Genomic DNA, 16,228 nt, shown 5'->3' on the forward strand with positions numbered 1-16,228 from the left:
TATATAGAAAACACAAAGGAGACCATTACCTGTATATAGTAGGTGGTGGTCCCCTTTTTCTTATTAGGTGGACTTTTTCAGTGGCCTCAGTACCAACACCTCTTTATTTACAGAGATATGAAACAAAACAATTTAAAATCCAAATTCCAATTGCTTTAGAAGAAAGCGAAGTAGGAAATACAGTACCAAATATTAAATTTAAATTATTATATGACAAAAATACAGCAGATCATTGATACAGTAGTAATAAGAGAAGAGAAAGATGTGGTCATCCAAAGTGTTCGAACAATTTGAACATATATTGGATGGCTTCTTATTTTTTAGGAAAACTTAGTGAGTGAAAAAAGATAGATAAAAATGAGTTTATAATTTAAACAAAGAAAAAAGGTTATGCAAAATAAATAGGTATTCTTTTTGAAAGAAAAGAGGATATTGAATAATAAAGATGAAAATTGACGTTGCAAACTCGATATATTTTGTTATGATAGTGTTACGAAAACGTTTGCATAAAAAAGAGGGATATAGAAGGAGAGCGCTATTATGAATAAAATATGGTGGAAAGAAGCTGTCGCTTATCAAATTTATCCACGTAGCTTTATGGATTCAAATGGTGATGGGATTGGAGATTTACAAGGTATTATCGCAAAGCTTGATTATTTAAAAGATTTAGGGATAGATGTTATTTGGATTTGTCCAATGTATAAATCACCAAACGATGATAATGGTTATGATATTAGTGATTATCGCGAGATTATGGATGAGTTCGGTACAATGGTAGACTTTGATGCATTACTAGAAGAAGTGCATAAGCGCGGTATGAAATTAATTATTGATTTAGTTATTAATCATACAAGTGATGAACATCCTTGGTTTATTGAATCGCGTTCATCTAAAGATAATCCAAAGCGCGATTGGTATATTTGGCGTGATGGTAAGGGTGGAAAAGAGCCAAATAACTGGGAAAGTATTTTTAATGGTTCTGCTTGGGAATATGATGAAACGACAGACCAATATTACTTACACATATTCTCACGGAAACAGCCGGATTTAAATTGGGAGAATAAAGAGGTTCGCGAAGCTTTATATGATACAGTGAACTGGTGGTTAGATAAGGGAATAGATGGATTCCGTGTTGATGCGATTAGCCATATTAAAAAGGAAGAAGGACTAAAAGATATGCCAAATCCAAAAGGGCTATCTTATGTATCTTCTTTTGATAAACATATGAATGTGAATGGTATTCAGCCGTTATTAGAAGAACTAAAAGAGAATACATTTGCAAAATACGATATTATGACTGTTGGAGAAGCGAATGGTGTCAAAATTGAAGATGCAGATCTTTGGGTTGGAGAAGAAAACGGCAAATTCAATATGGTCTTTCAATTTGAACATCTAAGTTTATGGGATGCTGAAAAGAAAAAAGAACTTGATGTTGTAGAGTTGAAGAAAGTGTTAACCAAATGGCAAAAAGGCTTAGAAAATAAAGGATGGAATGCACTTTATATTGAAAATCATGATAAGCCACGTATTGTATCCACTTGGGGAGATGATCAGCAATATTGGCGTGAAAGTGCAACAGCTTTAGGAGCGATGTATTTCTTTATGCACGGAACACCATTTATTTATCAAGGGCAAGAGATTGGGATGACAAATGTTCAGTTTCCAAATATCGATGATTATGACGATGTAGCGATTAAAAATTTATACCGTGAGAAAATGGCACAAGGTGTATCACATCAAGAAATGATGGAAATTATATGGGCATCTTGTCGCGATAATTCGCGTACACCTATGCAGTGGAGTAGCGAAGAAAATGCAGGTTTTACAACAGGAACACCTTGGTTTGGAATCAATCCAAATTATAAAGAAATCAATGTCCAAAAGCAGCAAGAAGAACCAAATTCTATTTTGAATTTTTATAAGAAAATGATTGCCTTGAAAAAAGCACATGCTGTTTTCAATTATGGTACGTACGATCTATTATTAGAGGATGATCCGCAAATTTATGCATACACGCGTACATTACATGATGAAAAAATGATTGTGATTAGTAATCTGTCCAGCAAGGAAGCTATCTATAATAAAAACTCATACATGTTAGAACGCAATCGATTGCTTTTAAGTAACTATGAAGTTTCTGAAGATGAAGGAAATGAGAAAATTATCTTAAATCCTTATGAAACAAGAATTTATCGTATTTCTTAAAAAAAGGTGCTCTCAGAGCATCTTTTTTTGTTAAGAAAAAAATTTTTATTGCAATATGAAAACGCTTTTATTAAAATTAATTTATGAAAACGTTTGCGTCAATTTTCTGTGAGGAATTGTTTTCATACAGGTAGAGAAATTATATTTTGTTTTATTAGGAAACTTGTAAACAAAGGGGAGGAAGAAACAGATGAAAATTACGTCTTTTGATTTTTGGCAGAAGTTTGGAAAAGCGTTGTTAGTAGTTGTAGCAGTTATGCCAGCTGCGGGTTTAATGATTTCCATTGGTAAGCTAATCGGTATGTCTGCTGGGGATGTAAATGCTGTACAGACGATTGCTAGAGTTATGGAAGACATTGGTTGGGCGATTATTACAAATTTGCATATTTTATTTGCAGTAGCAATTGGAGGATCTTGGGCAAAGGACCGTGCAGGTGGTGCATTTGCAGCGCTGTTAGCATTTGTGTTAACAAACCGGATTACGGGAGCTATATTTGGTGTTAACGTTGAAATGTTAACGGATTCAAAGGCGAAAGTTTCTTCATTATTAGCCGGAGATTTACTTGTAAAAGATTATTTCACTTCGATACTTGGTGCACCAGCGCTTAATATGGGAGTATTCGTAGGGATTATTACGGGGTTTTTAGGTGCCGCTTTATATAACAAATATTATAACTATAATAAATTACCACAGGCATTGGCGTTCTTTAATGGAAAACGCTTTGTACCATTTGTTGTAATTGTTTGGTCTACCATTACGGCAATTGTTTTATCACTTTTATGGCCATTTATCCAAAGTGGATTAAATGAATTTGGACGCTGGATTGCTGCATCGAAAGATAGTGCACCAGTTGTCGCACCATTTGTATACGGGACATTAGAGCGTCTGTTATTGCCGTTTGGATTGCATCATATGTTAACGATTCCGATGAATTATACAGAACTTGGCGGGACATATACAATGTTAACGGGTTCGAAAGCTGGTCAAGTCGTTGCAGGACAAGACCCGCTATGGTTGGCATGGGTTACAGATTTAAATAATTTATTAACAAATGGGGATACAAAAGCATATAACGATTTGTTAAATAATGTAGTGCCAGCTCGTTTTAAAGTAGGACAAGTAATTGGATCGACAGCATCACTAATTGGGATTGCATTTGCAATGTTTTACAATGTTGATAAAGACAAACGCGCAAAATATAAGCCAATGTTCTTTTCTGCAGCATTAGCAGTATTTTTAACAGGTGTTACAGAGCCGATTGAATTTATGTTTATGTTCATCGCACCAGTATTATATGTAGTGTATGCAATTACAACAGGGCTTGCATTTGCATTGGCAGATCTTATTCATTTACGAGTACATGCATTTGGATTTATTGAATTAATGACCCGTACACCAATGATGGTTCATGCAGGATTAACAAGAGACTTAATTCATTTTGTGATTGTTTCAGTAATGTTCTTTATTTTAAACTTTACCGTATTTCATTTCTTAATTAAAAAATTTAATTTACCAACTCCAGGGCGTGCGGGTAATTATATTGATAATGAAGATGATTCTTCAGAACAAATAGTAAATGGAAAAGAAGGAGCTTTAGCAACAAAAGTTATTGACCTTCTAGGTGGGAAGGATAACATTGCAGATGTAGATGCTTGTATGACACGTTTACGCGTAACAGTGAAAGATTTAAATGTCGTTGCACCAGAAACAGATTGGAAACAAAATGGAGCATTAGGGCTTATTGTAAAAGATAAAGGTGTACAAGCTGTATACGGTCCAAAAGCAGATGTATTAAAATCAGATATTCAAGACATGTTAGGTGCATAAGAAATGAAAGTATTAACTTTAAATTGTCATTCTTGGCAAGAAGAGAATCAATTAGAAAAAATAAAATACCTTGCTAAGACGATTCAAGAAGAAAATTACGATGTAATTGCTTTACAAGAGGTGAGCCAATCGATAAAAGCTCAAAATGTATATGATAACAAAAAGAAGGATAACTTTGGCCTTATATTACTTACAGAGCTTAAAAAGTTAGGTTTAGAAGATTACAATATGGTTTGGGACTTCGCGCATATTGGTTATGACATATATGAAGAAGGTTCAGCCATTATAACGAAGCATCCGATTGGAAAACGAGGTTCTTTCTTTGTATCAGAAAGTAAGGATACAACGTATTGGAAAACACGTAAGATTGTTTATGCAACAATTGTTTATCAAGGGAAAAACATAACATTTTATTCTTGTCATCTTGGTTGGTGGAATGATGAGGAAGAATCATTTCGAGAACAAGTGAATCGTTTCATGGAGCATATTGATGATCATGAGCTTTCATTCTTAATGGGTGATTTTAATAATAATGCTCATGTAAGAGGAGAAGGATACGATTATATGATACAAAATAAATTTTACGATACATACGCATTAGCAATGGAAAAAGATGAAGGAACAACCGTACAAGGGAAAATTGCTGGCTGGGACGGAAATAAGCAAAACTTGCGGATTGATCTCGTGTTAAGTAACAAACCGATCAACGTACTTTCTTCAAAAGTTATTTTTAATGGTATGAATCGGAAAATAATTTCAGATCATTTTGGAGTAGAAGTTCAATTGAATATATAATAGAAGAAATCCTCATAGTGCTGCAAAATCTATGAGGATGTTTTTTGAAAATACAAGTATTTCCAAGAGAAAATACTTGTATTTTTTATGACATTTCCTATATATTTGTTATTAATGAATGTAAAACCAATTTGGTCATTTTGTATGTATTCTTTTGCTTACTTCGTTATATAATGAAGTAAGCGAAAGAATAGATTGGAAAATCGTGTATTTTCGTTTAATTCGGGTGGTGGGAAATGATATAATTGCAAAATGCATGTATCGTTTTTAGGATAAGGAAAAATATATAATTAGGTGATTGCTTATATGAAACAAATATGGCGTATTTATACGACAGATGTACGGAATGTAGCTAAACATTGGGCTGCGATTGTTATTGTACTAGGATTAATGATTTTGCCATCGCTATATGCATGGTTTAACATTAAAGCTTCTTGGGATCCATACGGGAATACAAAAGAAGTGCCAATTGCAGTTTCTAACCAAGATGCTGGTTCGAATATAAGAGGGAAAGATATTAACATCGGGGACGAAATTGTCAATTCACTCAAGAAAAACAAAAATCTAGGTTGGAAGTTTGTGGATGAGAAACAAGCAATTTATGGGGTTGAACATGGAGATTACTATGCAAGTATTACAATTCCGAAAGATTTCTCTGAAAAAATTGCGACGGTTATTAGTGATAATCCGCAAAAACCAGAACTAGATTATTTCGTAAACGAAAAAGTAAATGCGATTGCACCGAAAATTACAGCAAAAGGTGCATCAGGTATTACAGAAGAAATTAGTAAGAACTTTGTTAAAACAGCAAACGGAGAGATTTTTAAAATTTTCAATAGCCTTGGAATCGATTTAGAAACAAACTTGCCAAGTATTGAAAAAGTAAAAGATCTTGTATTTAAGTTAGAAGCGCAGTTCCCAAAAATGAATAAACTTATGGATACAGCGCTAGATGATGCAACTAGAGCGCAAGATATTGTAAAAATAGCGCAAGAGGATCTGCCAGTTGTACAGAGTGTCATTAATGATGGACAGGAAACTTTGAACAACTTAGATAAATTCTTTGCACGAAATGATGAGACATTACAGAACGCACCAGGAACAATAAAGAGAGATTTAACGGTTCTAAAAAAAGGAATGGATGGTGCAGCGGCTATAACCGACTTTTTAATGGGACCTGGGGCGAATTTGAACATTCCTGATATTTCTCAGTTACCTACGCTTCCGGACCTTCCAAAAATTAATGATGAAGGCTACAAAAATATAGCAAGAAACATTAATCAAACAGTGAATAGTGTTTTAAGCTCAGCGCGTACAGGTACTGCATATGCACAAAGTGTGATGGATGGGTTACAAAATGGAAGTATTGATCCTGAAATAGCAAAGAAAAATATCACTACTATTTCTAATAATCTCCAAACTCATATAGACAATCTTTCTTCAATCATTACGATGATGTCTACACTTCAGCAGAATGCAACAACTGATTTTGGTAAGAAGTTTTTCGGTGATAGAGTCGCACATTTAACAGCTATTCGAGAAGGACAGCAAGATTTGAACAATCGATTTAAACATCTTAATGATTTAATTAGTTCAGGACAAGAAGTAAAACAAGATGTAAGAGACGCAATTAATCAAAAATTAGATGCAACAAACACTTTAATTAATCAAGCGGAAAAAGATTATAATGAAACGTTTGTAGCGGATTATCAAAAAGCAGTCAGTACCTTCGAGCAGACTAATGATAAAGTGAATGAAGAGTATGATAAGATAAGACAACAATATGAACAAACTAAAGCAGAGGTTCAAAAAGCAAAAGAAGATTTTGAAAATAAAGGTATCAATGGATTAGATTCAACAAAAGTAGCTTTAAATAGTTTAAACAGTCAATTCCAAGCAGCTTCAAATATGATTACTGATATGATACCTGTCTTAGAGAGTGCGAATAAAGTTTTTGCTGATGTCAATAGTGATAAAAACTTTAATAATCAAATTGAGAAGCTGAAAAAAGCACAAAGTCTTCTACAAAAGGGTATAAAATTAACCGATAAAGGAATTGACGCGATTAATAAAGGTCAACAACCTGCGAAAGATGTTATTGAAGGTATTAATGAAGTATCAAAAAATACTTCAGCACAATTAGGTGATATTTTAGCAAGGTACGATTCCGAAATCGTTCCAAACTTCAATGCAGCAATTGCACGTACAAAAGAGATGTCAAAAAATACATCTAAAATTTTAAGTGATGCGAATAAAAAGCTTCCAGATGTGAAGAAGTTGCTAGAAGACTCCTCAAAAGGATTGGTAGAAGGCACAAAGAAACTGAAAGATATTAAAGCAGAGATGCCAGCTACTCAGCAAAAAATTAAGGAACTAGCAGATAAAATTCGTCAGTTTGAAACGGAAGAGGATATAAAAGATATTATTCGTTTATTGAAAAATGATGTTGAAAAGCAAAGTGATTTCTTTGCAAATCCTGTAAAATTAAAAGAAAATAAATTATTTGCAATGCCAAACTATGGCTCAGCAATGTCACCGTTTTATACAGTGCTTGCATTATGGGTAGGGGCATTGTTAATGGTTTCATTATTAACAGTAGAAGTGCATGAACCGGGTGTGGAATATAAGAGTCATGAAATTTATTTTGGACGCTTCTTAACGTTCTTAACGATAGGGCTTGCACAAGCGTTTATCGTATCGATGGGAGATATGTTCTTACTTGGTACGTACGTAGTTGATAAATTCTGGTTTGTGATATTCAGCTTATTTAGCAGTGTAGTCTTTGTTTGCATCGTATACTCTCTCGTTTCTGTTTTCGGAAACGTTGGGAAATCAATGGCAATCATTTTACTCGTACTACAAGTAGCTGGATCGGGAGGAACGTTCCCGATTCAAATGTTACCGAAATTCTTCCAAGCAATGTATCCATTCTTGCCGTTCACATATGCGATTAGTGCAATTCGTGAAACAGTAGGTGGAATGCTTTGGGATATTGTCATTAGAGATTTACTTGTATTAAGTGTGTTCATTGTAATCATGTTAATTCTTGCATTATTACTGAAAACACCAATTAATAAATCGAGTGAAAAGTTTGTTGAGAATGCAAAAGGAAGTAAAATTATTCACTAATCATAAAGGTTTCTACCGAATTTGGTAGGAACCTTTTTTATTCATTTAGCAAATAATAAATGGTCTACGCATAATAGCTGAGGCAATAGAAACGTACAGTCTGCATTAAGTAAAGAAAATAAACGTTTAAAATAGGAAGTAGAACTATTGAAACAAGCAGTGACAAGAATGACTTCAAAATAGAACGAACCCTTTATCCGTATTTCATATATTAGAACTGTGTTATAGTATAAGTACAAGACATTGAAGGAGCATGAAGATATGGCAAAAAGCTTAGTATTAGCAGAAAAACCATCAGTAGCTCGTGATATTGCGAATGTACTGAAATGTAATAAAAAAGGGAACGGCTTTTTAGAGGGCGATAAATATATCGTGACATGGGCACTAGGACATCTAGTAACTCTAGCTGATCCAGAAATGTATGATAAGAAATATCAAAAATGGAATTTAGAAGATTTACCAATGCTACCCGATCGTTTAAAACTATCAGTAATTAAACAATCCAGTAAACAGTTTAATTCCGTTAAATCACAGTTAAATCGTAATGACGTAAATGAAATCATTATCGCAACAGATGCAGGGCGTGAAGGTGAGTTAGTAGCCCGTTGGATTATTGCCAAATCTAAAGTAAATAAACCAATTAAACGTTTATGGATTTCATCGGTAACAGATAAGGCAATTAAAGATGGATTCAATAATTTAAAACCTGGTAAAGCATACGAAAACTTATATTTTGCTGCTGTAGCTCGTTCTGAAGCAGATTGGTACATCGGACTAAATGCCACTAGAGCTCTAACGACAAAATATAATGCACAGTTAAATTGTGGACGTGTTCAGACGCCTACTGTAGCCATGATAGCTGCACGTGAAGATGAAATTAAAAACTTCAAATCACAAGTGTACTATGGCATTGAAGCGCAAACTGATTCAGTCAAACTAACTTGGCAAGATACTAATGGGAATAATCGAAGCTTTAACAAAGAGAAAATTGACAGTATCGTAAAGAGCCTAGATAAACAAAATGCTACTGTTGTGGAGATTGATAAAAAGCAGAAGAAGTCATTCTCCCCTGGTCTTTATGATTTAACTGAGCTACAACGTGATGCAAATAAAAAGTTCGGTTACTCTGCGAAAGAAACATTAAACATTATGCAGAAGTTGTATGAACAGCATAAAGTGCTAACGTATCCTCGTACGGATTCACGCTACATTTCATCTGATATCGTCGGAACACTTCCAGAACGTCTGAAGGCGTGTGGCGTTGGAGAGTACCGTTCCTTAGCACATAAAGTATTACAAAAGCCTATCAAGGCTAATAAATCATTTGTTGATGATAGTAAAGTAAGCGATCACCACGCAATTATTCCGACAGAAGGATACGTTAACTTCTCAGCCTTCACAGATAAAGAACGTAAAATTTATGATTTAGTTGTAAAACGTTTCTTAGCTGTTTTATTCCCTGCATTCGAATACGAACAACTAACGTTACGCACAAAAGTCGGCAATGAAACGTTCATTGCACGCGGAAAAACAATTTTACATGCCGGCTGGAAAGAAGTATATGAAAATCGCTTTGAAGATGATGATGTAACGGATGACGTAAAAGAGCAACTTTTACCTCGCATAGAAAAAGGCGATACATTAACTGTAAAATTAATTATGCAAACATCAGGTCAAACGAAAGCACCTGCACGTTTTAACGAGGCGACTTTACTTTCAGCAATGGAGAATCCTACAAAATATATGGATACGCACAATAAACAACTTGCTGATACGTTAAAATCTACTGGTGGATTAGGTACTGTAGCGACACGCGCAGATATCATTGATAAATTATTTAATTCATTCTTAATCGAAAAACGTGGTGGCAAGGATATTTACATCACAGCAAAAGGTCGTCAACTGTTAGATTTAGTTCCAGAAGAATTGCGTTCACCAGCTACGACAGCAGAGTGGGAACAAAAACTGGAACTAATCGCAAAGGGCAAGCTGAAAAAGGATACCTTCATCAATGAAATGAAACAGCACGCTAAAGAAATCGTGAAGGAAATTAAAGCAAGTGACAAAAAATATAAGCATGAAAACATCTCTACAAAGTCATGTCCTGACTGTGGTAAACCTATGCTTGAGGTGAATGGTAAAAAAGGAAAAATGCTTGTTTGCCAAGATCGTGAATGTGGTCACCGTAAAAACGTATCACGTGTAACCAATGCACGCTGTCCGCAATGTAAGAAGAAACTAGAATTACGTGGGGAAGGTGCAGGCCAAATCTTCGCATGTAAATGTGGCTATCGCGAGAAATTATCGACATTCCAAGAGAGACGTAAAAAAGAATCTGGAAAGAAAGCTGATAAGCGCGATGTTCAAAAGTATATGAAACAACAGAAAAAAGAAGAACCGATAAATAATGCACTGGCAGAAGCATTAAAAGGATTTAAGTTCGATTAAATTAACTTTTGAACTTTGATTTAAAAGCAAATATGAAGAGCCTGTCTTGAAAAAAGATGATTCAAGACAGGCTCTTATTTGTTCCCCAGAAGGAAAATTATTTTTTTCACTGAATACATATACAAATTTTCTACTTCCCTAATAATTGTGTAGTTGCATTTATAAATAAGTTTAATATATAAGCTATTTATAGCGTGTTACAAAAAACAGAATCGTTTATTTTCTGGATTACTTTTTCTCACGTAAAATACTTATTTTTCTAAAAATATCGAAAAAAAGTTATGTTAAAGATTAAAATCCTATTAATTGGGTTTTATTTCAATAAAATAACAAATATTATTACTGGCATTTTAAATGTTATATCCATATATGACAAGGTAGGAGGGGGGTATGGTGAAAGTATAAAAACGAAATTTTGTTGTAATCTCTGTTGAAGGTTGCAATGAATAGTACAAAAATGGAAATGTACTGATTTTTGATTACTAAATTAATATATTTTAATTGTGAATGGGTGAGGAAATGTGAAAGAGCAAACTTTATAAAAAACCAAAGTGGTATTGTATTCTGAGGCTATCTTTTCACTTGAGATATTTTTTGCTCCTATAATGATTGCGTTTTATCTAAATTATGTTGGTCTAAGTTTTGGGGAAATGTCTTTATTATTTTCGGTTAGCATGATTAGTGGATGGGTGTTAGAAATTCCAAGTGGAGCATTCTCCGATTGGTTCGGACGAAAAAAGGCATTTCTATTAGGTAAATTTATTTACTTGCTCGGCATGTTATCACTATTTATTAGCTATAAAAAACCAGAAATTAATATTTATTTTCTTAGTTTCTGCACTTAGTTTTAGCGTATTACGAACAGGTTTTAATTTTTATCAACCTATATTCAAAGAATTTTCAGTGAATCTTGAGATATTTGGTATCGTTTTAGCTGTTTTTAATGATATAGCGGCTGCTATATCATATTTTACAGGGAAAATATCAAAAAAATTTATTCAAAATCAAAGACTTATTATTTTTTCAGGATTCTTACTAATATTTTCAGGTATTTTGTCTTATTGGAATTTTGGGTTTGTACTATTTATTGGGATAGCTTTCACATTACACCAGGTCATTCGGGGATTTATTAATCCGTATATTTCATATGCCATAAATGAAGAAATCCCAAAAGGAAGCAAAAATAGAGCGACTGTTCTCTCATTTGATTTTTTAATGCGCGCATTATTTGGTACATTGGTTATGACCTTATCCGGAATGATATCAGGAACATTTGGGATATTAAATGGATTCTCGATATTATCAGTCTTTGGCGGGGGGATTATTTTATGCATCTATGTAACATTTAAGAGCATGAATAAAAGAAAAAAATTAAAAGAATCATCTATAGTAGTTGATAGTCATTAATAATTCTTACAATTAAAATAAAAGAGATTAATGATGAATGAAAAATTTTGCTTCCTCAGTCTATATCATTAAATTAAGTTGTGAGCATTGTTTTTTTAATGCAAATAGATAAATGAAATACATACACGTTAGATATAGAATTTATTAAACGCGTTATCAATGAAGCGCATATACATAATGTGTTTTGAATACAGCTTCATCTATCCCACTATTTTAGAACAGTAAGATTCCCGCCTCAAAATGCAGAGAGCAGTAAGGAAAATAGGGGTCTGCTCGCAACAGTCCGATTGGTCGGGTGTGGGAAAAAATACCTACCGATGCAAACTTCACTTTGTTAAGTTATTCGTTGACATTGTAAATGAAATTCATTATCATTGAAGGAGGTTACCATAACGTTGCCGAAATGTCAGATAAATCCGATTTATACATAGAAAAAGAGATTGGATTATGATAAACAGATTGTGGCAAGATAAGGAAACGGTTGCTGAAATTATGATTTCTATCATTCTATAAATAGGTGAGGGGGATAAAATGATAGGATTATAATCTGTTTGAAATCAAGAGATGGCGACAGAACATAATCTGCACCATGAAGACATTATGAAAAAAAAATATTTATTTGTCATGCTTATTGTTTTATCGGTTGCATCTATTTTTATTGGTGTAAAAGATGTGAGTCTAACGGATGTTTTGCATTGGAATCAAGAGAAAATGCAAGTTGTATTTATTAGTAGATTACCACGTCTTATTAGTATTATTGTTGCTGGTGTCAGTTTAAGTATAAGTGGTTTAATTATGCAGCAACTGAGCAGAAATAAATTTGTATCTCCAACAACTGCGGGAACGATGGATAGTGCAAAGTTGGGAGTTTTAGTTTCCTTAATGCTTTTTACGACAGCAAGCCCGCTTGAAAAAATGTTTATCGCATTTATCTTTGCGTTAGCTGGTACATTTTTATTTATGCAAATTTTAAAACGAATTAAGTTTAAGGATGCCATTTTTATTCCGCTTGTCGGAATTATGTTTGGAAATATTATTAGTTCCATCACAACATTCTTTGCTTATAAATATGATTTAATTCAAAATATTAATTCGTGGCTACAAGGTGACTTTTCAATGATTATGAAGGGGCGATATGAGATTTTATATTTCAGTATTCCGCTTGTAATCATCGCCTTTTTATATGCAAATCGTTTTACCGTTGCTGGAATGGGAGAAGATTTTGCAGCGAATTTAGGAATGAATTACAATCGAGTGCTAAATATTGGACTTATTATCGTTTCTCTCATCTCTGCACTAGTAGTTTTAACTGTTGGGATGATCCCATTTTTAGGACTGATTATTCCAAATATCGTTTCGATTTATCGCGGAGATAATTTGAAAAATAGTTTACCTCATACTGCCTTGTTAGGAGCTGTTTTTGTACTAGCTTGCGATATACTTGGTAGGGTCGTAATTTATCCGTATGAAATTTCGATTGGTCTGACAGTAGGAGTAATCGGAAGCGGAATTTTCCTTTATTTATTGATGAGGAGAAACGTATATGCAGCATAGAAAACAAAAGAATTATAAGTTGATGTTGGCAGTACTTGCCGTTGTATCTGTAATAGCTATTGGAATCTTTTTATTCATTAACTTAAATATGAACACACTAGATTATGCGTTACCAAGAAGAGCGAAGAAATTGTTAGCGATGATTATAACAGGTGGAGCTATTGCGTTTTCATCAATGATCTTCCAAACGATTAGTAATAACCGTATTTTAACACCGAGTGTGATTGGGTTAGACTCGCTTTACATGTTTATTCAAACTTTCGTTGTGTTTTTATTTGGGTCACAGCATTTTGCGATGATGAATACAAATGTGAATTTTCTTATATCAGTTAGTTTAATGGTGATTTTTTCACTGTTTCTCTATAAATTTTTATTTAAAAGAGAAGGGAATAATATTTATTTCTTACTCTTAATCGGATTAATATTCGGGACATTCTTTCAAAGCTTGTCTTCTTTTATGCAAGTGCTCATTGATCCGAATGAATTTCAAATTGTGCAAGGAAAAATGTTTGCAAGTGTGAATAACGTGAAAACAGAGTTACTTGCAGTATCCATTATTGGAATTATAGCAGTGGTTGTTTACGTATATAAAGAGTTGAAACTATTAGACGTATTATCACTTGGAAGAGAAGAAGCAATTAACTTAGGAGTAGATTATGACAAAGTCGTAAAAAAACTTTTAATCGTTATCGCAATTTTAGTTTCTATTTCTACAGCGCTAGTTGGTCCAATTACATTTTTAGGATTACTTGTAGTAAACGTTGCACGTGAATTCTTATACACATATAAACACAAATATTTAATTATGGGTTCTATCTTTATTAGTATTATTGCTCTAATAGGTGGACAATTGATTGTTGAAAGAGTGTTTGAATTTAACACAACTTTAAGCGTCATTGTAAACTTTGTTGGGGGCGTATACTTTATTTATCTTCTATTGAAGGAGAGTAAATCATGGTAGAAGTAAGAAATATATCAAAACAATATGGAAACAAAAACGTTGTTGAAGATGTTTCTGTTAAAATTGCAAAAGGAAAAATCACGTCTTTCATCGGTCCAAATGGAGCGGGAAAAAGTACAGTGCTTTCCATGATTAGCAGATTATTAAAAAAAGATGCTGGTGAAATTTATATAGAGGATAAGGAGATTAGTGAGTGGAATAGTAATGAGCTTGCGAAAAAAATCTCTATTTTAAAGCAAACGAATCATATTAATTTGCGTCTTACGATTCGCGAACTAGTAAGCTTCGGTAGATTTCCATATTCACAAGGAAACTTGACAAAAGAAGATGAGAAACATATTGAGGAAGCAATTCGTTATATGGAGCTGGAGGATATTCAGCATAAATATTTAGATCAACTAAGTGGTGGGCAAAGACAACGGGCATATATCGCTATGGTTATCGCTCAAAATACGGAATATATTTTGCTAGACGAGCCACTTAATAATTTAGATATGAAGCACTCTGTACAAATTATGAAAGTACTGAGACGCTTAGTTGAAGAACTAGGGAAAACAGTTGTAATTGTAATTCATGATATTAATTTTGCTTCTTGTTATTCCGATCGTATTGTTGCTTTGAAAGATGGAAAGGTCATGAAAGAAGGGCCAACAAATGAAATTATTAATCCAGCAGTATTAAAGGGTATTTATGATATGGATATCCATATTGAAGAAATAGCTGGAAATAATATTTGTATTTATTTTTCATAAGAGGAAGTTATTTTTGATCTTGCAAATGCACGATCAATTAAAATAATTTTAAAAAATTTATAGAGGTGATTGAAGTGAAAAAGTTAGCAATGCTACTATTAACTTTCATGCTTGCTATTCTGGCTGTAGCGTGTAGCAATAATGCTTCTACTGATAAAAAGACAGAAGCTAGTGAAAGTAAAGCAAAAGAAATGACAATCAAGCATAAGTTAGGGGAAACAAAAGTTAAAACAAACCCGAAAAAAGTTGTAGTATTTGACTTTGGTTCATTAGACACTTTAGATAAATTAGGCGTTGATGTGGCTGGTGTACCACAGAAAAATGTCCCATCATATCTTTCAAAATATAAAGATAAAAAATATACAAATGTTGGTGGCTTAAAAGAGCCAGATTTCGAAAAAATTAACGAAATGAATCCAGATTTAATTATCATTTCTGGAAGACAAGCTGATTCATATAAAGAATTTGAAAAAATCGCTCCAACAATTTATGTAGAGTTAAATACAAAAGAGTACATGAAATCATTTAAAGAAAACGTTGAAACATTAGCAAAAATCTTTGGTAAAGAAGAACAAGCGAAAAAAGAAATTGCAGCCGTTGAAAAAGACGTAGCAGCATTAAATGAAAAAGCTAAGAAGAGCGATAAAAAAGGTTTAGTCATTTTAGCGAATGATGGTCAAGTAAGTGCATATGGCCCACAATCTCGCTTTGGTATCATTCATGATGTATTTGGTGTAACTCCTGTTGACCCAAATATTAAAGCTGACACACATGGTAATAAAGTTTCATTCGAATATATTTTAGAGAAAAATCCAGATTACTTATTTGTAGTAGATAGAGGTGCTGCTGTCGGCGGTAAATCTTCTGCAAAACAAGTTGTTGAAAACGAAATTGTTAACAAAACAAATGCTGCGAAAGATGGCAATATAGTTTATTTAGATCCAAACTATTGGTACCTATCTGGTGGCGGACTTGAGTCTGTATCAGCAATGGTAAAAGAAATATCTAAAGCTTTAAAATAATAAAATGAACAACAGCGATAGGAGTGCATCCTATCGCTGTTGTTCTATACATAATGATTCATTATAAAGCTACACAAGGACAAATGCTCTCTTTTCATATAGAAAGGAAAGAACTTGTTATTTTACT

The 16,228-nt window shown here is 33.4% G+C and carries 12 protein-coding genes; all 12 read left to right on the plus strand.

Annotated features, from left to right (window positions below):
* The first annotated feature begins 80 nt into the window (after positions 1-80).
* The 12 genes from MR058_RS12810 to MR058_RS12865 all read left to right on the plus strand — a co-directional run bounded on the left by MR058_RS12810 (position 81) and on the right by MR058_RS12865 (position 16,101).
* Positions 81-236, plus strand: coding sequence for a hypothetical protein (locus MR058_RS12810; protein ID WP_242144367.1), 156 nt, complete (start codon positions 81-83; stop codon positions 234-236).
* Between the two features lie 304 nt (positions 237-540).
* A complete protein-coding gene (locus tag MR058_RS12815) occupies positions 541-2,205 on the plus strand; it encodes a glycoside hydrolase family 13 protein (RefSeq protein WP_242144368.1) in 1,665 nt (554 codons plus the stop codon).
* Positions 2,206-2,395: 190 nt separating this feature from the next.
* The gene (locus tag MR058_RS12820) at positions 2,396-4,033 is read left to right on the plus strand and encodes a PTS transporter subunit IIBC (RefSeq protein WP_242144369.1); all 1,638 of its coding nucleotides are present in this window, start codon (positions 2,396-2,398) and stop codon (positions 4,031-4,033) included.
* Positions 4,034-4,036: 3 nt separating this feature from the next.
* On the plus strand, positions 4,037-4,828 hold the full coding sequence (locus MR058_RS12825; protein WP_242144370.1) for an endonuclease/exonuclease/phosphatase family protein: 792 nt from the start codon (positions 4,037-4,039) through the stop codon (positions 4,826-4,828).
* 306 nt (positions 4,829-5,134) lie between these two features.
* The gene (locus MR058_RS12830; protein ID WP_242144371.1) at positions 5,135-7,957 is read left to right on the plus strand and encodes a YhgE/Pip domain-containing protein; all 2,823 of its coding nucleotides are present in this window, start codon (positions 5,135-5,137) and stop codon (positions 7,955-7,957) included.
* A gap of 261 nt (positions 7,958-8,218) precedes the next feature.
* Complete coding sequence (locus tag MR058_RS12835; protein WP_242144372.1) at positions 8,219-10,405, plus strand: DNA topoisomerase III; 2,187 nt, start codon at positions 8,219-8,221, stop codon at positions 10,403-10,405.
* 650 nt (positions 10,406-11,055) lie between these two features.
* Positions 11,056-11,250: a hypothetical protein gene (locus tag MR058_RS12840; RefSeq protein WP_242144373.1), complete on the plus strand. Its 195-nt coding sequence runs from the start codon at positions 11,056-11,058 to the stop codon at positions 11,248-11,250.
* 58 nt (positions 11,251-11,308) lie between these two features.
* Complete coding sequence (locus MR058_RS12845; RefSeq protein WP_242144374.1) at positions 11,309-11,812, plus strand: MFS transporter; 504 nt, start codon at positions 11,309-11,311, stop codon at positions 11,810-11,812.
* 600 nt (positions 11,813-12,412) lie between these two features.
* A complete protein-coding gene (locus MR058_RS12850; protein ID WP_242144460.1) occupies positions 12,413-13,366 on the plus strand; it encodes an ABC transporter permease in 954 nt (317 codons plus the stop codon).
* Positions 13,356-14,327 carry an iron chelate uptake ABC transporter family permease subunit gene (locus MR058_RS12855; protein WP_242144375.1) on the plus strand — a complete coding sequence of 324 codons (972 nt, stop codon included), beginning with the start codon at positions 13,356-13,358 and terminating at the stop codon, positions 14,325-14,327. Before MR058_RS12850 ends, MR058_RS12855 begins: the two co-directional genes overlap by 11 nt.
* Positions 14,321-15,079 carry an iron ABC transporter ATP-binding protein gene (locus MR058_RS12860; protein WP_242144376.1) on the plus strand — a complete coding sequence of 253 codons (759 nt, stop codon included), beginning with the start codon at positions 14,321-14,323 and terminating at the stop codon, positions 15,077-15,079. The genes MR058_RS12855 and MR058_RS12860 overlap by 7 nt, the downstream gene beginning before the upstream one ends.
* A gap of 74 nt (positions 15,080-15,153) precedes the next feature.
* A complete protein-coding gene (locus MR058_RS12865) occupies positions 15,154-16,101 on the plus strand; it encodes a siderophore ABC transporter substrate-binding protein (RefSeq protein ID WP_242144377.1) in 948 nt (315 codons plus the stop codon).
* The last annotated feature ends 127 nt before the right edge of the window (positions 16,102-16,228 follow it).

The organism is Bacillus cereus group sp. BfR-BA-01430, from assembly GCF_022663115.1.
Taxonomy (GTDB): domain Bacteria; phylum Bacillota; class Bacilli; order Bacillales; family Bacillaceae_G; genus Bacillus_A; species Bacillus_A cereus_BD.